Here is a 22,880-nt window from a genome sequence, read left to right as displayed (position 1 = left end):
AAAAAATATGGTAAAGAAAATAAAAAAAAGTAATTCATACAGCTATGATGATAGAACAATAAAACCAAATGTAAAAGGAAAAGGACTTCCAACACCAGAAGGTAATGAAGAAATTTTGGATTTTGATGGACAAGAAGCGTCTTACATAAAAAGACTGATTGCTTATATGATAGATTTAGCAATTTATATACCTATAGCACTTGTTTTTCATCGTACGACAATAACTTTGCGTGCTGCTGGAGGTGCTGAAAACGAACGTAATGCATTATATATGACTATTTCTATGGTTATTTTTGCGGTTTTATTATTTGGATATTTACCAAACAAATGGAAGGGCCAAACTATCGGAAAAAAATTATTGAAGATAAGACTAGTACCAACGGATAGAAAGAGAATAGAGATTTCTAAATATTTAGTAAGAGAGTTTTTAGTAAAAATTACACTATGTTGGTTAATAACGCCGGTGATAGGAGCTTATTGGTTGTATAAAAAATATATAGTAAAAGAAACCAACCCGATATTAATACATGATATGTTAGCAAACACAAGAGTGGTAGACGTACAGGAAGTGAAATAAAAAGAAAAAACATAGTTCTTTTATATAAGAACTATGTTTTTTTGAAAATCTAAATAGAAAATAGTAATATTAGTTTTATATTTTAAATAAAAATGATAAAATAAAATAGATAATTAGTAAAAGATACTATAGGTGGGAAAATGTTAAAAATAGATAGACATAGTTATATATTAGAAGAATTAAAGAAGAAGCATTTGGTAAGGGTAAGTAATTTAGCTAAAGATATGAAAGTAACCGAGATGACAATTCGTAGAGATCTTCAAGAATTAGAAGATTACGGACATCTAACTCGTATTCATGGGGGAGCAAAATTAAAACCTAAAAACTTTTACCAAGAAGATAATTATAATAAAAAAATCTCAGTAAATGTTGAAGAAAAAAAACAAATAGCGCGCAAAGTTGCAGAATTAGTAAAAGATAATGAAACGATATTTATAGGTGCAGGGAGTACAACAAGCTATTTAGCAGAATATCTTCAAGATCGTAATATAAATATTGTTACAAACTCAATGATAGTATTTGAACAGTTTAAAGATAATCCATCATGTGATTTAATATTTATTGGGGGGAGATACCGACCTAAAACAAAAGGTTTTGTTGGATATTTCACCCAAGATACATTAAGTAAAATAAGCGTTAATAAAGCTTTTTTAGGGGTAAATGGCTTGGATTTGGAGAAAGTTACAATATCGGATGAAGAAGAAGGACGTTGTAACGATACAATATTAAACAATGCGACAGAACGTTATGTTCTTGCGGACCACAGCAAATTTTCAACGCATGCATTTTATACATTCTATCGATTAAAAGATTTAACGGCGATTATTAGCGATGATGTTCTTGATGACAATATAAAAGAACAGTATAAAAAAGAAGTGGAGATTTTATAATTTAGTTACTTATCGAAGGGGTGAAGTATTATGGTAAGACCACAAACAAAAGAAGATTTGATGATTGCAGCTAAGGAAAACTTTGAAAAATTAAATACATTAATCTCAAAAATGTCTGATAAAGAATTAACTACCCCTTTTGATTTTTCAAAGGATGAAAAGAAAAAAGAAGCTCATTGGAAAAGGGATAAAAATTTAAGAGATGTTTTAATTCATCTTTATGAATGGCACCAGCTTATTTTGAATTGGGTAGAATCTAACCAAAAAGGAGAAGAAAAACCATTTATTCCCCAACCATATAACTGGAGAACTTACGGCGATATGAACGTAGAATTTTGGAAGAAACACCAAAATACATCTCTTGAAGATGCAACAAAAGCTTTGCAAAAATCACATAAAGAAGTTTTAAAACTAGCCGAAAACTTTACAAATGAAGAATTATTTTCAAAAAAAGTTTATAAATGGGTTGGAGGAAGTACTCTTGGATCATATTTTGTAAGTGCTACTTCTAGCCATTATGATTGGGCTATAAAAAAATTAAAGGCTCATCAGAAAAATTGCAACTAAGATATAAAATATATAACTATGAGGAAGTAAAAGCAGATTAGCGGATACTTCCTATTATTTTTATAGTAAAAAATAATAACTAAAGTTGGAATAGAAGAAGATAAGATAATTTATTTATTGACTTGAAGAAAAATATTTGATAAAATATGAATGAATTAAAAACAAAATTCATTCATCAAGAGGAAGGAGGATGAAAATTGAACAAAAAGCAAGCGTTAAAACAAGCGGCTTATGATGTTTTTTCTAGAAAAGGCTATAAAGCAACAGCTATTTCAGAAGTTGCAAAACAGGCAGGTATGGCAGTTGGCTCTTTTTATAATTATTATGCAAGTAAAGAAGAAATTTTTCTAGATGTTTATATAGACGAAAATAATCGTATTCGACAAGTTATAATGAATGATATAGATTGGCAAGGAGATGTCGTTGAACTTATAGGTCAACTTTTTGGTCAATCAAGAAGCTTGGTTTCATCTAATAAAATTTTAGCAGAATGGTATAATCCAGCTATTTCTAATGAATTGCATAGCTATTATTCTTCAGAGGAAGGTAGGGAGTCGAATCCATTCCACCAGTTTTTAATAGAAACATTTACTAAACGTATGTTGAAGGAAGGGTATTCTCAAGAAAAAATCCAAGAGGTTTTAGAAGTTTATCATCTTTTTTACTATATAGATATGAATATTACAGAAAAAGATGTACCCAACGTTAATCAGACAATAGAAACCTTAGCAACTTATTTTGTAAAAGGATTATTTAAATAAAGAATAATAATTCTTTATTTTTTAAATATATATGAATGAATAATAAATTATATTCATTCATACAAAGTAACATACTTTTAACTATATAAAAGTGTATTATTAACTATAAAACTGTGCTTGATTTAGATTTATAATCTGTTAAATAAAAAAATGAACGTATATATTATTAACTATAAAATTTTTGAAAGAGGAAGAAAATGAAAAGAGGTAAAAAAATGTTAACTATTATTCTTATTACAACAGTGGTTCTAGGGTTAATAACGTGGGGAGTATTTGTATTTCTTGGACGTAGTCAAACTTTAACGATCAAATCAATAGAAAATGCTAGCGCTGATCTTTATGTTGTTCGATTGGAAAAACCAGATAATATGACTTGGAAATCAGGGTCTTATGTAAAAATCACTCTACCTAAAGTAAAGGATAGCAAGCAAAATAACAGATGGCTTACTATTGCATCTAGTCCTGAAGAAAAAGAAATTATGATTTTAACCCATAATAGTGGTAGTATTTATAAGAAAAATTTAACTAGTTTGCAGGTTGGAGCAAAGGTTGAGGTAAGTTGGGTAGGTGATAACTTAGAGATTGCAGATAACCAAGAACCTATTATTTGTTTTGCATCTGATGTTGGTATCGCTGCGATGAGACCAATCGTTAAAGAATGGAACTCTAAACGTACAATTATACTTAATCATCTAGATAAAGGGGTGAATATTTTTAATAATGAGCTGATAGAGTTATCAAATAAAGGAAAAGACTTTACCTATGAAACTAGTGCGAGTATAGAAAAAAGTCAAGAAAAACTAAAAAAAGCAGTGGGTATGTATGGGAACAATGCTATATATCTATTGTCAGGTCAACCAGATGATGTTAAAATTATGGAAAAATTTTTAGAAAATAACGGAATAAATAAGAAAAAAATAAAAACAGATAGTTTCAGAGGTCTGAAGTAAAAGTTAAAAAACACTCCCGAAAACTTAATATATAAGTTTTCGGGAGTTTAATATGTTTAAAATATAGTTTATATTTTATTTAAAAATAGATGTTTTAAAGCTATCTGTTCTTTGAAGAAGTTTTTTATAGACTTCTTCTTTTAGTTTCAACGTATGGTTCATTGATACTGATTTATTGCCATTGTTATCTGATTTAAGAGTTTGCGCATCTTTTTCAACAGCATCTTTAAACAATGCAAGAAGTTCATCATAAGATGAAACAGTAGTACCATTTACTTCAAACGTAGTTAAACCTACTTTAGCTTTATCTTTTACTTCTTGGAAGTAAGCTTTTTTGAAATCTTCTAATGTAGAGAATCTACCACCAGAAATTTTGTTGATTATATATTTATCACTTAGAACTGAGTGGCCATCCGTTTTAGAGGCTTGTTTATATTTATTAGAAGCATAGCCAAGGAATCCATTTTCATAACCGTAGTAACCCCATAATCTAAATGCATTATGTTTGAATGAAACTGCACCTGGAGCTCCATTACTAGTATTACCTCCATAAATACCAGTCATCATTTTAACACCTACATAAGGAGATTGATCGTGGTAGCTAACTACTTCTGGTTTATAAACACCATTGCCTGGATTACGGTTAGTCATTAATTGTTGATCGACCAAATCATTAACAGATTGAATGTCTAAGCCGTCTTTTTCTTCTTTTGATAGATGACGAATCTTATCCCATTGATCAAGGTTGTTGCCATCACGGTACTGTTTATCCATTTTCTTGAACCAAGCACCGTTTAAATCTCTATTTTGTTTAGAAATAACAGCTTCTGCCTCAATTTCGTCAAGAAGAGTTAAAGCATCGTTATAGCCCCTCATATAGCGATCGATATCATCTCTTGTTTTTAGGGTTTTTGGATCGGTAATATACCATTGATTTCCATCATTTGGACGTTTAAATACCATATTGATACCTAACGAACCGAACTCATCAGCCCAACTGCTAGGTACTGGAGTTTGTAACATACCTTGAGCAAAAGCTTCAAAGCTAGTTCCTTCACGGCGACCAAAACCGCCAAGGTAGATGTGTGCATCATTAACGTGTGTTGTTTCATGAGTATAAACAGAAATACCATATTCGTCAATCATATTTAAGTAAATATAGTTTACTTCTGTTCTAGTATCATTTGGATTACCATAAATTACAGCATATGCACCAGCACCATTATTTCCAAAGTGTTTACCGATAGGTCCGAATAATTCACGAAGTGGAGAATATTCATTTTGTTGTCCGTATCTACCGTATTTATCAACCCATCCACCAGGAGCGTTATAACCTTCCCAAAGAGGGATAACTGAGTCTCTTAATAGACGGTTTTTAACATTATCAGCAGCTAGACGATACCAGAAGTCGTAGTAGTTTCTATAACTATCTGCAGCTTTGTCCACCATATCCTTAATATCAGCGAATGATTTTTTACCTAATCTTTCAGCACTACCAAAAGCTATAGCATTGTAGTTAGAAATCAGGTAAATATGTGATTTCTCTATATTAAGTAGAGGAAGAAGAGTTTTTCTAAGGTGAGCACGTTTTAAATTATCGAATGCTCGATACTTAGTATTTTTAATCGCATCTATTTCTGAAGCACGTTCAGCGATGTATACTTTATCTTTAGTTGCGTCGATAAACCAATCGTTCATATCTGTAAAGTTTGTAAATAGACTACGATTATAGTTTAAGAATGACTCTAGGTGTCCTGATTTTGTAGATTTTGCAAGAACTTCACCAAAGGCTTCGAATGTTCTTGAACCACTAATATAACTTTCTTTAGAACCCATCTCGATAAGTCTGTCTAAAACATCAACATTTTTACCGTAAAAATCAGGTTTAAACAGCATAAGTTCTTTAATATTTACCTCACCAAATTTAACCCCGTAGTAACGGTTTAGATAAGTTAAACCTAGTAATAGAGCAGCTTTATTTTTCTCAACTTTATCAAGAATCATTTGTTGAGCTGCTAAAGAATTATTTAGTTGATGATCCTCATTTTGAACTAATTTTTCAATGAATACATCAAGATTTCTCTTAACATAATCAAAACTTTCTTCTAAATAAAGGTCTTTTATCGCATTTACTTTGTTATTACCAGTTCTATTTAAATGTTGATAAATTGGCTCTGATTGTAGATCTATTGGACTTAAGATAGCTTTTATACCATTGATAAGATTACTATGATCTTTTTGAACGATATTAGGTGTATATTTAATTCCAAGATTAGTTATTTCATATTCTTTAACGTTAGTTAAGCCGGCATTACTTTCAGATAAGTTGAAGTAGTCTTTAGTTCCGTCAGCATAGTGAACGACAATTTTATTTGCAGCACTAAGGTTAGTGATGAAATCATTGTTATTCATCGGTGTAACAGAAAGAACTTCTTTTGTATTTAAGTTATGATCTTTAGCAAGTTTATTCGCTTGGTTAACGATATAATCTTTATTATAGAATGGTTGTAGCTTTTCAAGGTTTTTGTATGCTAAGCTGTAGTCAGTATTATAATCTTGAATATCTGTATATGCTTTGTCACTAGGTTTGATATTGTTGATAGTGTTCATAGTGTATGCTTCACTTGTTAGTGTATCAGCGGTAATATTGAAACCAGCAACTTTTGCATCAGCATCAGCTTTAGATAAGTGTTTTAATTTATTTTTGTTTTTATTATCTCGACCAGTACCATCTTCAGAAGAACTATATCCGACAACTCCAAATAAGTTTGATACAAAAGGATTTGCATCTTCATCATTAACATCGTTCGAACCGAATATCTCTTCACCTTTAATCACTTTAGCATATGTTACGTTATTTTGAACCGCTCCATATGGCCAAGTTTTGGCAACTATTCCACCAACATATTTAGTATTTTTAACATCAAGAATACCTTTTGCTACAGAGTTTGTTAGTTTTCCTTTTGTTCCTGATAGCCAACTATGTGCTTTATAGTTTACAAAAGGTACTAGCATACTTGCATGTGCATTATTAGCGGTAATAGTGGCATCCACATAAGCTCTATTAACAAATCCCATATAGTTAGAACCAGCAATACCACCTACTGTAGAATCATTTCCGACAGAATTTATTTTACCAATAAATGCAACATTTTCAACTTTTCCATCTTCATGGATATTGTTAACAACTCCGGCAACATTATTTTTACCAGTTATAGAACCGGTAATCTTAACATTTTCAATAGTTGCATTATTTTTTAAATTATTTCCAATAGTAGAGATATTATCTTCTCCAGACCTATCTATTGCAACATTTTCAAAGTTAATATTTTTGATTATTGCATTACTGATATTATTAAACAATGGATGTTCTAGGTCGTGAATAGCGTAACGCTTATCCCCATTACTTAAGAGTTTACCTGTAAATTCCGCAGTAACGTAAGATTTACCCGCTGGCACAACATTTTTAGCGCTCATACTTTGACCAAGAAGGAATTCTCCAGCCGGATTTGCTTGCATAGCGCTTATTAATTCTGCAAAATCATAATAAACATTATCTTCTTTGGTTTTTGGTTTTTCTATGTAGTAAGTATATACGTCGCTAAGATTATTACTTGCGTTGCGTTGCACTAAGTTGTCAGCAACAGCAGTTACTTTATATACTTTTTTACCATCAACCTCTGCATCTTCGATATTTTTAACAGCTAATAGTGTTGTTTTATGGTCGTTTGATGTAACTTTTAGATAATAATTAGTTAAATCTTGAGGGATAGATGTTAGTCTTGTAGCATCTGACTCAACTTTATTTTCATATTTAATTAAGTCCGTGCGCTTAATATCTTTAACTTCAATCTTTTTAGGATCTAGAAGAATTCTTTCATCAGAAAGAGTCTCTGATTTTTCTCCATTTCCTCGATTATAAACTATTTTTGTAGATAATGTGTATTCTTTATAAAACTCTAGATTGCTCAAAACAGCATCTAAATTTTCTTTAGTTAAGTCTACAGTTCTTACTACTTCACTACCTTTTTTAAGAGTAGCTGTAATAGATTTTATTTCAGTATTAGTAGGATTTTCTAAAGAGTACTTAGCTGTAGCGTTATGTTCTAACTCATTTTTGTTAATAGTAACAAGTTTTAATACAGGTTTATCAGTAAGTCTTACTAAGTTTTCAATAGCTCTTAGTAAGTTTTGAGTAGCTTCATTTACCGCATTTTGAGTGGTATCATTATCGTTGTTAACCGTGTTTGCTGAAGCCAGAACAGTAGTTAAGTTAGTCCAAGAAGAAGTAGTATAATCATCTTGATTTTTACTGTTAGCAGTAGCAATAGCGTTTCTCAATGCAGTTTTATCTATAGTTGGTGTCTCTTTAGTACCAACAGCAACAATTTTATTAACCGGTTGAGTGGTAATAGAATTATCGATAACCTTACTAGTTTGTACTCCATCAACAGTAGATACTTCAGTTAAGATAGTACGTTCACCATTAACCCCATCACGGATAACTCTAGTCTGACCTTTAGGAAGAGTATCATCATTTTGCTCGATAGTCTCGAAAGCAACAGCCTCTTTTGTAACTTTTAATTCAGGTTTTTCAACGATGGCAACTTTTGGACCTTCATCTGGCGTCGTTTTGTGCTCTGGAGTAGGCGGAGTTACTTCTTTAGTACCAACAGCAACAATTTTATTAACCGGTTGAGTGGTAATAGAATTATCGATAACCTTACTAGTTTGTACTCCATCAACAGTAGATACTTCAGTTAAGATAGTACGTTCACCATTAACTCCATCACGGATAACTTTAGTCTGACCTTTAGGAAGAGTATCATCATTTTGCTCGATAGTCTCAAAAGCAACAACTTCTTTAGTAACTTTTAGTTCAGGTTTTTCTTCAACAAGAACTTTTTTACCCTCAGTTGGAGTTGTTCTGTGTTCCGGTTGAGCTTGAGGTGTTGGGTTTGACGGATTTGTTGGGTTTGTTGGAGCGATTGAACTTGTTGAGTTTGTTGGGGTAGGTAAGGCTTTTAGATCGCTTTGTGTGAAATATCCAACATAAGAGTAACCATCTATTTTTATTACACCACTTGCCAATTCGTTAGAGTTAGCTACAGTTTTTTGAGTATTATAGCTTACCAACTCTTTATTTTCGAAAGCGAAAGATTCAAATGGCATACCAACACTTTGCCCCATCGCACCGATTAGAACAACGCTAAGTACTTTGTTTCTGTATTTTTTAGATACTAAAAGAACTACAAGAACAGCAGCACCTATGGCTAAACCTGTTAAAGGAAGAGAACTTTGTCCAGTATTAGGTAAAGTCTTAATCTCTGATGTAGGCTTAGACTCCTTTTTATAAACCATGTAATATGTTTCATTTTCTTTAACATCACTAGGTATATTTTTCTTTATTAAACTTTTTTCCGCGTCTGTTAATTCATTTTCTGATAAATATGTATAATTAACATTTGTATTTTCATTTGCTAAAACTTCGCTTGGCGCATAACTTCCGAAAATTAAGGCACCGATAACTACAGGTGCAGCACCAAGAGATAATTTTCTAATAGAAAACTTTAAAATTTTATTGTTATTTTTGTCTTTTATTTTCATAAAAAAATTATTTCTCCTTTCTATAATATCTAGACCATATAATTCTACCAAAAAAGCTATCTTATTACAATTAATAGGAATCAAAAAAGGCGGAAATTTATAAAATATTAATGAGTTTTTAATTTTGTAAGGAAATTATTTATTTTATATTTTTACTTAGTGATAGTTGAAAAAACAGAAGGGATTAATTTTTATTATTTTATAGTTTTATTAAGGTATAAATATCTTTGATATTCTCTAATAAAAATTACAATAATTAACTAAAAAAATACAACTGTATTAATCAGGTGAAAAACAATGGTAGTAATATTTATAATAAATTAATATTTATTTATTTTTTAAAAAATATGTTAATAAAATTATGTAATGATTGATAATATAAGTTTTATTAATAATGAAGTTTAAGGGGCTCTATGAATAGAGTATTAAAAATGATATATGCGAAATTAAAAATTATTGAAATAGTTGCGGTGATAAAGAAAATGTGATATAATATAATAAATAGTTGTAATAGTACAGTAAAAAAATACATAAAATAAAAATTGTAATTAAGAAAGGATGATTTTTTATGGATGGAGACAAGACCAAGGTCAATATCAAGAAAAAAAAGAAAGAGGCCACGATAATAAAAAAAGCTATTAGTTTAGAAACATTTGTATTTTTAGCAGTATTCTTTTTAATCTTCGGCTTAATGGCACGTAAGATGGGAACACCGCTAATGTTTAAAACGATGATGGCGACAGCTCATGACTTGTTGTTAAATACGGTGTTTTTCATAATGGCGATGGCTGTTATAGCTGGGGCGATTAGTGCTCTATTATCGGAGTTTGGGGCAATAGCACTTATCAATAAAATATTTGCGCCATTGATGAAACCTCTTTGGGGAATGCCGGGTGCGAGTGTAACCGGGGCAATAGCAACTTATTTATCGGATAACCCAGCTATTATCCCATTTGCAAAAGATAAACGTTTTGTGGCATTTTTCAAAAAATACCAAGTTCCTGCACTTTGTAACTTGGGGACAGCATTTGGTATGGGTCTTATCGTAACGATGTTTATGATGGGGCAAGGTGCTGGTTTTGTTAAAGCAGCAATTATAGGTAATGTCGGAGCGATTATAGGGAGTATTATAAGTGTACGTTTAATGCTAAGACAGACTAAAAAATATTACGGAGATGAAGCGGAAGAACCAATGATAGAATCAAATGAAACAGATGAATCATTGGATAAAGTAAGAATAATCCGTGATGGAAACATGTTCCAACGTGTACTAGATACAATATTAGAAGGTGGAAAAACTGGGGTAGAAATGGGGATGGCAATTATTCCGGGTGTACTTATCGTTTGTACATTCGTTATGATGTTAACATTTAAAATGCCTGCTAATGGGTATACAGGAGCGGCGTATGAAGGTGTTGGATTCCTACCTTGGTTAGGAGAAAAATTAACATTTATACTTGAACCATTATTTGGTTTCAAATCTGCAGAGGCAATAGCCTTCCCAATTACAGCGTTGGGTGCAGTAGGTGGAGCAATCTCCCTAGTGCCAGAATTTTTAAAAAATGGTCTTATTGGACCAAACGATATTGCTGTATTTACAGCGATGGGTATGTGCTGGAGTGGATATTTAAGTACACACATCGGTATGATGGATGCTTTAGGTGTGCGTAAACTTTCATCAAAAGCGATAGTTTCTCATACCATTGGGGGAATTGTCGCAGGGATTGTAGCCCACTATTTATTCTTATTACTGGGATAGATAAAAATAATTAAATATATTGAAAAAGGCCGAGTACAATACTGTACTGGGTCTTTTGATAGCTATATATCAACCTATAATAAAAAACTAAATTTTGATAAACGCTAAAATTTATAGTATAATTAACAAAAATTAATAAAGAAAAATATTAATCTAACTTTACTACAGAATGTTAGAGAATAGTTTTCAAAAGAAAGTAATTTAGTTGGGAAAAACTTGCAAGAAGGACAAGGGGAAGAAGATGGAAAATTACAATAATGATAAAAATACATATATTAAACGTATGAACAAAACAGCCCTATCAAAATTTGATGTACTAAAACCATATTTAAAGAAAAAAACTAAAGTGCTTGATTATGGTTCAGGAATATCGCCGGATTTTATTAGAAGTGTTCAGCAAACAGGTGCAAAATATTATGCTTATGATATTTCACCAACAGTACAAAATGAGTTGGCCAATTTAAATATAGATGTTATAACAGATGAAAATTTAGCGAAAAGCAAAGAGAAATATGATATCATTTTTATGTCAAGTGTATTTCATGAAATAATAAGCTATATGTCTCGACCTGAAAGAATAAAGGTATTAAAACAAATACATCGAAATTTGAAAAAAGATGGAAAACTTATTATAAGAGACTGGGCGAATAAAAATTCTGATATACCATATACATTACATGTGAAAAATGAAAAAGTTAGTAAAGAAGTGGATAGATGGATAAAAAAACTTAAAGAAAATTCAATTATACAAAATGTTGAAAAATTTGATAATAAAGAATATCAAACAACAGAAAAAGAGGCTTATGAATTAGTATTTCATGTAGTATGGGGATTGCAATCTCTAGAAAGAGAAAGTAAAGAAGAATATAATATCCATGATTATTTGGAAAAATGGTTGCTCAAACCGTTAAATTTTAAAGTTTCTAATGTAATAGAAGAAAAAGATGAGAGTTATCTACAGTATTTACAGAAATATTTTAAATTAAAGGAAGTACCTTTTTATACAAAATGTATACTAATATTAGAAAAGGAAGAAATATAATAGTAAATAATAAAGGGTGTAAATTAATTACACTCTTTTTTTGTATAATTATACATTTTTTATAAATATATGTTGCCTCTAGAACAAAATAAAATATTTTAAAATAGAAATAAAGAATATTATATCTGCCGTTGCATAGTAACTATTTCAGGAGTATAATAAAATTAGAAAAGTATAAGGAGATAATACATGGAAAGATTTAAAAGTATTAGTTTTTACTATACGTTATTATTGATGTTTATTGTTTCTATGGCAGCGAAATATCTAGCACAGCTTCCGATGCTAAAATTATTTGGACATTTAGTAATAGCCTTAGTAATAGGAATGATATTGCAGATATTTACAGGATTAAAAGAACAGGTAAAACCTGATATTCCGTTTATTAGTAATAAGTTTTTGCGTTTGGGAATAATTTTATTAGGATTCAAGTTGGCTTTAGATAGATTACTTTCAGAAGGTAAGAAAACTTTGATTTTGGCATTTTTTATCGTTTTATTTATGATTTTACTGACTTATTATATGTGCCGACTTTTTAAAGTGGATCATGAATTAGCTTTGCTTTCTGCATGCGGTTGTGGTATTTGTGGGGCAGCTGCAGTTATGGGTGTTAGCGGGCAATTACGTGCTAAAACGGATAATAGTGTTCTTGCTGTTGCTGTTGTAGCGATACTTGGTACGGTGTTTACGTTAATAGAAGTAACGTTAAAACCATATTTAAACCTAGAGCCTTATAATTATGGTGTATTTACCGGAGGAAGTCTTCATGAAATAGCTCATGCGGTTGCTGCAGGTGGAGCAGGAGGACAGGTTGCGCTTGATACAGCCATACTGACGAAGTTATCTCGTGTTCTTATGTTGATAGTAGTTGCTATAGTCCTTGTTGTAATTAATCACCGTTCGAACAGTGATGCTCAAGGGAAAATGCCAATGCCTTATTTTATTTTAGGTTTTATAGCTATGAGTATATTAGGAAGTTATGTAAGTTTCTTAAAACCGCTAGCCCCTTATTTAGTAGATGCAGCTTATATATTTTTAGGTATGGCGATGGCGTCTTTAGGAATGAGCGTTAATTTTAAAGTTATTAAAGAACGAGGATTGCGTGTTTTTACAGCGTGCTTTTTATCATCGGTTATTCTTATGCTAATATGTTATTTAGTAGCTAAGTTTATATTTTAATAAATAACCTTTTAGGATTAGTTAACTTTATCAAAAAACGATAATTTTAGCATAAATTCTAAAGGGTTATTTTTCTTATATTATTTTCAAATTGTCTAAATAATTGATATAATATAAAAAAGATAACGTTAAAGAAGATTTTAAAAATAATAAAAAATACTTTATAAAAAATCGTTAGATTAAGGAGAGCAAAGCTATGGCAATTACAAAATTATTAGGAATAAAATATCCCATCTTTCAAGGCGCGATGGCTCAAATTGCACGTTACGAGTTGGTAAGTGCAGTTTCTAATGCGGGAGGATTAGGGATACTAGCTTCAGGGGGGATGAGTCCTGAAGAACTACGTGAGCAAATAAAAAAATGTAAAGAACAAACGACAAAACCTTTTGCGGTTAACTTAATGCTGATGATGCATAATATCAATGAAATAATAGATGTTGTTATCGAGGAAGGTGTTAAAATAGTTACAACAGGAGCGGGAACTCCAAGAAAATTCATGCCACGTTTGACAGAAGCGGGTGTTAAGGTTATTCCGGTAATTCCATCGGTAAAAGCTGCAAAAAAAATGGAAGAATTAGGTTGTGCTGCTGTTGTTGTTGAAGGAATGGAAGCTGGAGGACACGTTGGAACAAGTACTACTATGGCGCTTTTACCACAAGTAACAAAAGCGGTGAATATTCCTGTAATTGCTGCAGGAGGTATTGCTGATGGGCGAGGTGTAGCTGCTGCGTTTTGTTTAGGAGCAAGTGGTGTTCAAATGGGAACAGTCTTTTTAGCTACTCACGAATGTCCAATTTCGATAGAGTATAAAAACTTAATTTTGGAAGCAAACGATACATCAACAACATTAACGGGTACGAAGTTTGGGGCACCGGTTCGAGGTATAAAAAATGAACTGACAAAAAGATATCACGAATTGGAAGAACAATCATCTACACTTATGGAATTAGAAAAACTAACATTAGGTTCTTTGAGAAAAGCTGTTTATGATGGTGATGTAGAAAATGGTTCAGTTATGTCTGGACAAATAGCGGGACTTGTTGATGAAATTCGTCCGGTAGAACAAGTGATAGTTGATATATTAGAAGAAGCAAAAGTAACATTAGCAAATGTAAAAATAGACTAGAAAATTAAGAAAATATCTAACTGTAAACCCTCTAGGTAGCATATCTATTAAATAAACTTACTTGCGGAAGGATTAGTTATGATAGAACAAAAAAATAAAAAAGCATCTTTCTCCTTTGTGTGGAGCTAATGTCTTTAAAACTAATTTATTAGAAACAGAGAATTATTCTGATTTCACAAGATTTCTTCGCTCAAGAAAATAAAAAACGATCATAATAAAAAATAAAACCACTCAAAAAAGCAATTTTTTTGCTTGTTTTTGAGTGGTTTTTGCTTGAGTTTGATTGAAACACTGTAGTATATTAAGTATAATGAATTTGGGAGTCAAGGAGAAGAAAAAATGGTAAATGAAAGACAGAAAAGAATTTTAAACTTGTTAGAAGAACGAGGTTCACTTGGTCTACATGAGCTTATAGATTATTGTGAGGTATCTGAGGCAACAATCAGAAGAGATTTAACAAGATTAGAAGAAAAGAACTTATTGTATAGAACTCATGGTGGAGCGATGAAGCGTACTTCTGCTCGAGGAAGTGAAATAGGTGTAGAAGCAAAACGCACCGAGTTTTTACCAGAGAAAAAAGAAGTAGCAAAGTATCTTTGTAAAAATGTAGTTCAATCAGGGCAGACTATCTATCTTGATGCAGGGACATCTACTTATGAAATGATTGATTATCTGCGTGATAGAAAAATAACAGTCGTAACAAACTCTATCTATCACTTGCCACGACTTATTAATAATAAAATACATACTATTATATTAGGTGGAACGCTTAAACATTCCACACAAGCTGTAATTGGTCATACAGCGATTGAACAATTGAAAAATTATAGTTTCGATATGTGTTTTGTTGGTTGTAATGGCATTGATGAAAATTTTGGTATAACGACTGCGGATGAGAATGAGGCTTTTATAAAAGCTGTAGCGATAAAAAATAGTAAGAAAAAATACATTTTGGCAGATAAAAGCAAGTTTGATCACCGCAAGTTTCACAAGTTTGTGGACTTAGAAGAAGTAACAATCGTAAGTTACGATGTACCAGAAAACTATAAAAAATACGCTAATATATTAATAGTAAAAGATAAGGAGGAAGCATAAATGTATTATACAATAACTTTAAACCCAGCGGTAGATATGCTTACAAAAGCTAGTAACTTCGCACTTGGAAAATTAAATAGAACGCAAGAAGCGAAATATGTAGTCGGTGGGAAAGGTATCAATATTTCGATATTATTGAACAATATAGGCGAAAAAACAAAAGCACTAGGTTTTGTTGCAGGTTTTACAGGATATTTCATTAAATCAGAATTAGATAAATTAGGTATAGAACATGACTTTGTTGAAACTCTTGGAACGACCCGTATTAATATGAAGCTTACCACCGATACTGAAACGGAAATCAACGGTCAGAGTAGTGCGGTAAACGTAGAAAACATCACAGAATTTTTTGCAAAACTAGATGTTTTGACGACAGAAGATGTAGTTTTCTTATCAGGAAATGTTATTGCAGGAATGGAACTCGAAGATTTCAAGAAAATTGCAGAAAAAGTAGTGACAAAAGGAGCAACTTTAGTAGTTGATAGCAACAAAGATTTAGTATTAGATACCTTACAATACAAACCATTTGTTGTTAAACCAAATGAATTTGAACTAGGAGAAATGTTTGGAATAACACTAAACGGGTTGGAAGAAATCCTAGTTTATGCGCGAAAATTACAAGAGCGCGGTGCTCAAAATGTTCTTGTTTCACGTGGAGCAAAAGGAGCAATATTATTAACTGAAAATGATGAAGTGTTGGAAGTGAACGTAGCACAAGGTAAAATCGTCTCAACGGTAGCAGCAGGGGATAGTATGCTAGCGATGTTTGTAGCTAAATATAACGAAACGAAAGATTATGCAGAAGCGCTGAAATATGCATCAGCAGCAGGTGGAGCAACATCATTTTCTATTGGCGTAGGAAGTAAGGAGCTAATTGAAGAGTTGCTACCACAAATCAAGGTAAAGAAATTAAAATAGACTTAGTGGAGTAAAGACAACTAAACAATAAAATGTATTTCCCGAGAAATAAAAAATTTAAAGGTCAAGTAGACCGATATAAAATATTAAGGAGAATTCAAATGAAATTAACTGATGTTATCAATTATGACTTAATACAATTTAATTTTAGTGCGGAAGATAAAAAAGAAGCATTAGATAAACTTACTACGATGTTAGTAGATGAGAAAGTTATCGAAAATAAAGATAATTTCTTAAATGCGTTGCTTGCTCGTGAAGCTCAATCAACTACAGGAGTAGGAGAAAATGTTGCGATTCCTCATGCAAAGAGTGTGGATTTTGATAGAGCGATGATTATTTATGCGAAAAGTAATGATGGTGTAGAATGGGAAAGTTTTGACGGACAACCAGCTAAACATATCTTTATGATTTGTGCGCCAGATGGTGGAGCGGATGAGCATCTTAAAGCTCTTGCATCGTTATCCCAAGCGCTGATGGACTCAGAGGTGAAAGCTGGATTAGAAGCAGCAACTACAAAAGAAGATGTAGAAAAAGTCTTTGCAGATTTCGTAGCAAAAACTCAACCGGAAAAAGAAGAAGTAACAGCACCAAGCGGAGAAAAACCTTATATTATTGCTGTAACAGCTTGCCCAACAGGGATTGCTCATACATTTATGGCTGCAGAAAAAATCAAAGAAACAGCTAAAGAAATGGGCGTAGATGTAAAAGTAGAAACAAATGGTCAAATCGGTATCGAAAATAAACTTACAAAAGAAGATATCGAAAGAGCAGCAGGGATTATTGTAGCGGCTGATAAAAAAGTAGAGGTGGCTCGTTTTGATGGGCGTCCGACAATTATGACAAAGGTCGCAGACGGAATTAATAAGCCACAAGAACTTATCCAAACTATTTTAGATGGAAAAGCACCTATATATAAACACGATGGGGCAGCTGATTCACAAGAAACAGATGCAGAAGGAGAAAGTTTAGGGCGTAAGATTTACAAACACCTAATGGAAGGTGTAAGTAATATGTTGCCATTTGTAGTGGCGGGTGGTATTCTAATCGCATTATCATTTATCTGGGGTATTAACTCGTTTAATCCAGAAGACCCAACATACAACAAATATGCAGAAGTATTATTCTACTTAGGTAAAATTTCATTCAGTATGATGTTACCGATTCTTGCAGGATTTATTGGGCGTAGTCTGGCGGATAGACCAGGATTCGTAGTAGGTATGGTCGGTGGTATTTTAGCTGATCCAAGTATTTTAGGACTGAAAAGTGATATTTTAGCTTATACTCCATCAGGATTTTTAGGAGCGTTAGTAGCTGGGTTCTTAGCAGGAGGAATTATTAAAGTTCTTAAAGTGGCAACAAGTTGGATGCCTCGTTCATTAGATGGTATTAAACCAATCTTCCTATTCCCAATCTTAGGTTCTCTAATTATGGGAATCGCAATGATTTATGTTATTAACGCGCCGATGGCGGCAGTTATGACAGGGTTACAAGATTTCCTTACAGGATTAAATGGAAGTGGTAAATTTATCCTTGGATTTGTAGTAGCTGCGATGATGGCTATCGATATGGGAGGACCAATCAATAAAGCATCTTATGTTACAGGAACAGCATTATTAACAGCAGCTGGAACAGCAGGTAGTGATGTTATGGCTGCGGTAATGATTGGTGGTATGGTTCCACCATTAGCAATAGCTATTTCAGCGACTATTAATAAAAACATTTGGCCAAAAGCACAACGAAGTGGAGCGTTGGTGAACTATGTAATGGGATTAGCGTTTATCACAGAAGGGGCTATTCCGTTCGCGGCAAGTAATCCATTACGTGTTATTCCGCCATTATTCCTATCAAGTGGTGTCGCGGGAGCATTGAGTATGACGTTTGGCGTAGTATCGAAAGCACCACATGGAGGTATCTTTGCAGTATTAGTAAGGGCTGTTAGTAATCCGATAATGTATCTACTTGCATTAGCACTTGGTTCAGTATTAGGAGCAATCTTACTAATTGTTTCATTAAACTTAGGGAAAAAAGTAGAGAAATAATAAAAATATAAAAACAACACCGAGGTATATGACTTCGGTGTTGTTTAAGTTATGGAAAAGATATATAGTAGGATTAATATTTAAAAAATATTAATATTAGATATAAAAAATTAGAATTAATTTAGTGAAAAAAGAGAAAGTAGGGTAATAAAAACTAAGGGAGAAAAAAAGAAAGTATAAGACATTATAAACATCTCTAATAGCTATCCCCTGGTAGTCTAATGAGATAAATTCCATATAGTAAGAAAAAGACTTGTGTAGTTTTTTATATAGAATATAGTGATTTTCTATAAATACACAAATTTCTTTTAATTTATAGAAATTTGTGATATAATTAATAGGCAAAAAATATTATTAAGGAGGGAATTTATGTTTAATAAAGAAAGAAAAACAAAATATGCAATACGTAAGTTGGCGGTAGCAACCGTATCACTTGCGATAGGATCAGTAGTAGCCGTTCCTGCAATAGCAAATGTGGGACAAGTAGTACATGCAGAGGAGCAAGGAGGGGCTGAGGCTGAAAAATATAATATAGTACATCAAATTAGAGTTGTTGGGAAGTACTACACAATCCCAGAAGGTCTATATAAGCTTATGCCACAAAATACTAAAAAGTATGCACTAGGTGAAACGGTAACGGCAATACAACCTAAGCAAACCACTTATATAGATAACGAAAGTGATGGCGTTTGGACTTTTGAGGGCTATGAAAGGGAAAGTATAACTATAACTGGAAGTGATGTTTCATATAATGCTCATTTTGCTAGAGTTTATTTTTATGCAAAATGGAAATTTACATCAAATAATGCACCAGGGAAATATAAAGAAAGTTATAGATTTGAAAGTGCTACACCAGGAAAAGAGTTACCGGATGAACTTAAAAACTATAAACTTAAACTAGAAGAAAGAGAGTTTACGAGAGGAGAGAGAGTTCGCCCGCAAACTGAGGCGTTAAACATAGATAAATATGAAGTAGCGGATGGTTATTGGGTATTTGGGAAGTGGAAGGATAAAATTCCTGCCAGAGAAGATCCGTTAGTAAAAGGAGAAGTTCACGAATCAGATCCTACTCAGATAGCAGGGAAAGATAATTTAGAATTTATAGGATATTGGTACTTTTTCAGAAAAGATGAGGTGCAGGAACCTATTGATGAAAACGTACTTTATGAATATCGTATTGTAAATATTACACCTGAATATGAAATACCACAAGCGCTAAAAGACTTATATCCACCATCATTTAAATTTGTAAAACGACAAGGTTACTATAATGGTATGCCTACAAGGTTCGAAACGCCTGGTGGTGTTTGGCTTACTACGCATATAAGGGCTGCGGGTGCAATGTATGTAGATAAAAACTGGAAGCAAAAAGCACGAGCGTATAACGAGGTAATTTCTAGATGGGAGTTTCGCCCTAAAACCCCAAAATATCATTTTAAATTAGAAGGAGAGGTTAGTAACCCAACACCTGCTCTTAGATATATAGAGTCTCTTACACCGAAAGATACAACTGAGTATAAAAAAGATGACATAGTAAAAGCAAAATTACCAGAACAACTAACTTATGAAGATACAGTAAATAATGGAACATGGGTATTTAAAGGATACAATAAAGACAGTGGAATTTATGGAGCAACAGATCTTGATTTTCTAGGAGTGTGGGAATTTAAACAAAACCCACCAATCACAGACAATATAAATCCAAATGTTCCAGCTGTGACAAAAGTAGATAATCCAGCACAACTGACACAAGAAGAAAAAGACAAAGTAAAAAAAGCAGTAAAAGATGCAAACCCAACATTCCCAGCGGGAACAACAGTGATAGTAGGAAACAACGGAGATGTAACAATAACATATCCAGACAAATCAACAGACACAATCCCAGGAACAAGCACAGTGGCTGAAAAAGAAACATCAGCGAAACCAACAGTAGACAAAGTAGATACTGATGATCTAAAAGTTACAGGAACAGGAGTAGCTGGATCTAAGATAGTAGTGATATTGCCAAACGGAGTTATAAAAACAACAACAGTAAAACCGGATGGTAAGTGGGAAGTAGATTTAGATAATCCACTGGCAAAAGACGGTGTAGTAAAAGTAATACAAGCAGAAGCAGACAAAAAATTAAGTCCGATAGTACCAACAACAGTAGTGCCAACAACAGCGGAAGCAACAACACCAAACAACCCAGCAGTCACAAAAGTAGACAACCCAGCGCAACTAACACAAGAAGAAAAAGGGAAAGTAGAAAAAGCAGTAAAAGATGCAAACCCAACATTCCCAGCGGGAACAACAGTGACAGTAGATGACAACGGAGATGTAACAATCACATATCCAGACAAATCAAAAGACACAATTCCTGGAACAAGCACAGTAGCTGAAAAAGAAACATCAGCTAAACCAACAGTAGACAAGGTGGATACTGATGATACTAAGATAACAGGAACAGGGGTAGCTGGATCTAAGATAGTAGTGACATTACCAAATGGAGATACAAAAACAACAACAGTAAAACCAGACGGAAAATGGGAAGTAGACCTAGATAACCCACTGGCAAAAGACGGTGAAGTAAAAGTAACGCAAGAAGAAACAGACAAAAAAGTAAGTCCGATAGCACCAACAACAGTAGTGCCAACAACAGCGGAAGCAACAACACCAAAACTACCAGAAGTAACAGAGGTAGAAGACCCAACACAACTTACACAAGATGAAAAAGATAAAGTAGTGGATAAGGTTAAAAAAGCGAATCCAGGACTACCGGCAGGAACAACAGTGACAGTAGGAAACAACGGAGATGTAACAATCACATACCCGGACAAATCAAAAGACACAATTCCTGGAATAAACACAGTAGTTAAAAAAGGAACAACACCAGCTCCAGTAGTAGACAAAGTAGACACAGACGATACTAAGATAACAGGAGAAGGAGTAGTAGGAGCTACAGTTGAAGTAGAACTACCAGATGGAACTAAGAAAACAACAGTAGTGAAACCAGATGGTAAGTGGGAAGTACCATTGGCTAACCCGCTACCAAAAGACAGTGTAGTAAAAGTAACACAAACAGCGCCAGGTAAAAAAGTAAGTGAAAAAGTACCAGCGAAAGTAGTGGAAACAATCGCGGACAAAACAACACCGAATGTTCCAGCTGTGACAGAAGTAGGAAACAAAACACAACTTACACAAGAAGAAAAAGGGAAAGTAGAAAAAGCAGTAAAAGATGCGAACCCAACATTCCCAGCGGGAACAACAGTAACTGTAGATAACAACGGAGACGTAACAATCACATATCCGGACAAATCAAAAGACACAATCCCTGGAACAAGTACAGTAGTTGAAAAAGCAACAACACCAAAAATTGCAGATACAACAACACCAAAACTACCAGAAGTAACAGAGGTAGAAGACCCAACACAACTTACACAAGATGAAAAAGATAAAGTAGTGGATAAGGTTAAAAAAGCAAACCCAACATTCCCAGCAGGAACAACAGTGACAGTAGGAAACAACGGAGATGTAACAATCACATATCCGGACAACTCAACAGACACAATTCCTGGAATACATACAGTAGTTAAAAAAGGAACAACACCAGCTCCAGTAGTAGACAAAGTAGACACAGACGATACTAAGATAACAGGAGAAGGAGTAGTAGGAGCTACAGTTGAAGTAGAACTACCAGATGGAACTAAGAAAACAACAGTAGTGAAACCAGATGGTAAGTGGGAAGTACCATTAGCTAACCCGCTACCAAAAGGCAGTGTAGTAAAAGCAACACAAACAGCACCAGGTAAAAAAGTAAGTGAAAAAGTACCAACAACAGTAGTATCTATTGCGGACAATACAAATCCAAATGTTCCAACCGTGACAGAAGTGGAAAACAAAACAAAACTAACACAAGGCGAAAAAGACAAAGTAGTAGACGAAGTTAAAAAAGCCAACCCAGGACTACCAACGGGGACAACAATAACTGTTGCGGATAACGGAGATGTAACAATCACATATCCAGACAACTCAATAGATATAATCCCTGGAACAAAAACAGTAACAGAAAAAGGAAAAGTTCCTGGACCAGCTCCGAAACCAACACCACAACCACAACCACAACCAGGGCAAAAAACAATTGCGGAGCAAATAACACCAAAAACTCCAGAAGTAACAGAAGTAGGAAACAAAACAAAACTTACACAAGGAGAAAAAGGTAAAGTAGAAGAAGCAGTTAAAAAAGCAAATCCAGGACTACCAGCAGGAACAAAAATAACAGTAGCAGACAATGGAGAAGTAACAATCACATATCCAGATGGATCAGTAGATACAATATCAGGAGAAAGCACTGTAAAAGAAAAAGTAAAACCAGCTGGAGAAAAAGCAAAAGC

The 22,880-nt window shown here is 33.2% G+C and carries 14 protein-coding genes; 13 read left to right on the top strand and 1 reads right to left on the bottom strand.

Going from position 1 to position 22,880, the window contains the following annotated elements; translation table 11 throughout:
* Positions 1 to 7 precede the first annotated feature (7 nt).
* The 5 genes from O3802_RS07525 to O3802_RS07505 all read left to right on the top strand — a co-directional run bounded on the left by O3802_RS07525 (position 8) and on the right by O3802_RS07505 (position 3,745).
* Positions 8 to 577 (top strand): RDD family protein, encoded by a 570-nt coding sequence (locus O3802_RS07525; protein WP_371458985.1) that lies wholly within the window; start codon positions 8 to 10, stop codon positions 575 to 577.
* A gap of 140 nt (positions 578 to 717) precedes the next feature.
* A complete protein-coding gene (locus O3802_RS07520; protein WP_371458984.1) occupies positions 718 to 1,467 on the top strand; it encodes a DeoR/GlpR family DNA-binding transcription regulator in 750 nt (249 codons plus the stop codon).
* Between the two features lie 30 nt (positions 1,468 to 1,497).
* On the top strand, positions 1,498 to 2,034 hold the full coding sequence (locus O3802_RS07515) for a ClbS/DfsB family four-helix bundle protein (RefSeq protein WP_371458983.1): 537 nt from the start codon (positions 1,498 to 1,500) through the stop codon (positions 2,032 to 2,034).
* 197 nt (positions 2,035 to 2,231) lie between these two features.
* The gene (locus O3802_RS07510) at positions 2,232 to 2,795 is read left to right on the top strand and encodes a TetR/AcrR family transcriptional regulator (RefSeq protein ID WP_371458982.1); all 564 of its coding nucleotides are present in this window, start codon (positions 2,232 to 2,234) and stop codon (positions 2,793 to 2,795) included.
* Positions 2,796 to 2,992: 197 nt separating this feature from the next.
* Positions 2,993 to 3,745: an FAD-dependent oxidoreductase gene (locus O3802_RS07505; protein WP_371458981.1), complete on the top strand. Its 753-nt coding sequence runs from the start codon at positions 2,993 to 2,995 to the stop codon at positions 3,743 to 3,745.
* A 75-nt stretch (positions 3,746 to 3,820) separates the two neighbouring features.
* Here O3802_RS07505 and O3802_RS07500 read toward each other — a convergent pair whose 3' ends face one another.
* Positions 3,821 to 9,352: a ZmpA/ZmpB/ZmpC family metallo-endopeptidase gene (locus tag O3802_RS07500; RefSeq protein ID WP_371458980.1), complete on the bottom strand. Its 5,532-nt coding sequence runs from the start codon at positions 9,350 to 9,352 to the stop codon at positions 3,821 to 3,823.
* A 568-nt stretch (positions 9,353 to 9,920) separates the two neighbouring features.
* Here O3802_RS07500 and O3802_RS07495 point away from each other — a divergent pair.
* The 8 genes from O3802_RS07495 to O3802_RS07460 form a co-directional block, all read left to right on the top strand.
* Complete coding sequence (locus O3802_RS07495; protein WP_371458979.1) at positions 9,921 to 11,111, top strand: CD0519/CD1768 family membrane protein; 1,191 nt, start codon at positions 9,921 to 9,923, stop codon at positions 11,109 to 11,111.
* A gap of 241 nt (positions 11,112 to 11,352) precedes the next feature.
* Positions 11,353 to 12,153 (top strand): class I SAM-dependent methyltransferase, encoded by an 801-nt coding sequence (locus tag O3802_RS07490; protein ID WP_371458978.1) that lies wholly within the window; start codon positions 11,353 to 11,355, stop codon positions 12,151 to 12,153.
* Positions 12,154 to 12,342: 189 nt separating this feature from the next.
* Entirely contained in the window at positions 12,343 to 13,329 is a 987-nt protein-coding gene (locus O3802_RS07485) for a YeiH family protein (protein WP_371458977.1), read from the top strand.
* A gap of 196 nt (positions 13,330 to 13,525) precedes the next feature.
* Positions 13,526 to 14,455, top strand: coding sequence for an NAD(P)H-dependent flavin oxidoreductase (locus tag O3802_RS07480; RefSeq protein ID WP_371458976.1), 930 nt, complete (start codon positions 13,526 to 13,528; stop codon positions 14,453 to 14,455).
* A gap of 339 nt (positions 14,456 to 14,794) precedes the next feature.
* The gene (locus O3802_RS07475) at positions 14,795 to 15,550 is read left to right on the top strand and encodes a DeoR/GlpR family DNA-binding transcription regulator (protein WP_371458975.1); all 756 of its coding nucleotides are present in this window, start codon (positions 14,795 to 14,797) and stop codon (positions 15,548 to 15,550) included.
* On the top strand, positions 15,551 to 16,468 hold the full coding sequence (locus O3802_RS07470) for a 1-phosphofructokinase family hexose kinase (protein ID WP_371458974.1): 918 nt from the start codon (positions 15,551 to 15,553) through the stop codon (positions 16,466 to 16,468). It begins immediately after the preceding gene.
* Between the two features lie 101 nt (positions 16,469 to 16,569).
* On the top strand, positions 16,570 to 18,507 hold the full coding sequence (locus O3802_RS07465; RefSeq protein WP_371458973.1) for a PTS fructose transporter subunit IIABC: 1,938 nt from the start codon (positions 16,570 to 16,572) through the stop codon (positions 18,505 to 18,507).
* A gap of 369 nt (positions 18,508 to 18,876) precedes the next feature.
* A partial coding sequence (locus O3802_RS07460; RefSeq protein WP_371458972.1) for a MiiA motif-containing surface protein occupies positions 18,877 to 22,880 on the top strand: 4,004 nt, incomplete at its 3' end.

Origin of the sequence: Gemella sp. 27098_8_92, from assembly GCF_041433685.1 — a bacterium.
Taxonomy (GTDB): domain Bacteria; phylum Bacillota; class Bacilli; order Staphylococcales; family Gemellaceae; genus Gemella.
Note: the sequence above shows the minus strand (reverse complement) of the source record. Positions and strands in the feature narration are given on the sequence as shown.

Excerpts from the sequence above, each read along its gene's own strand:
- O3802_RS07465 (WP_371458973.1), top strand. The coding sequence starts at position 16,570 with ATGAAATTAACTGATGTTATCAATTATGACTTAATACAATTTAATTTT.
- O3802_RS07475 (WP_371458975.1), top strand. The coding sequence starts at position 14,795 with ATGGTAAATGAAAGACAGAAAAGAATTTTAAACTTGTTAGAAGAACGA.
- O3802_RS07505 (WP_371458981.1), top strand. The coding sequence starts at position 2,993 with ATGAAAAGAGGTAAAAAAATGTTAACTATTATTCTTATTACAACAGTG.
- O3802_RS07480 (WP_371458976.1), top strand. The coding sequence starts at position 13,526 with ATGGCAATTACAAAATTATTAGGAATAAAATATCCCATCTTTCAAGGC.
- O3802_RS07490 (WP_371458978.1), top strand. The coding sequence starts at position 11,353 with ATGGAAAATTACAATAATGATAAAAATACATATATTAAACGTATGAAC.
- O3802_RS07495 (WP_371458979.1), top strand. The coding sequence starts at position 9,921 with ATGGATGGAGACAAGACCAAGGTCAATATCAAGAAAAAAAAGAAAGAG.
- O3802_RS07470 (WP_371458974.1), top strand. The coding sequence starts at position 15,551 with ATGTATTATACAATAACTTTAAACCCAGCGGTAGATATGCTTACAAAA.
- O3802_RS07520 (WP_371458984.1), top strand. The coding sequence starts at position 718 with ATGTTAAAAATAGATAGACATAGTTATATATTAGAAGAATTAAAGAAG.
- O3802_RS07515 (WP_371458983.1), top strand. The coding sequence starts at position 1,498 with ATGGTAAGACCACAAACAAAAGAAGATTTGATGATTGCAGCTAAGGAA.
- O3802_RS07500 (WP_371458980.1), bottom strand. The coding sequence starts at position 9,352 with ATGAAAATAAAAGACAAAAATAACAATAAAATTTTAAAGTTTTCTATT.
- O3802_RS07525 (WP_371458985.1), top strand. The coding sequence starts at position 8 with ATGGTAAAGAAAATAAAAAAAAGTAATTCATACAGCTATGATGATAGA.
- O3802_RS07485 (WP_371458977.1), top strand. The coding sequence starts at position 12,343 with ATGGAAAGATTTAAAAGTATTAGTTTTTACTATACGTTATTATTGATG.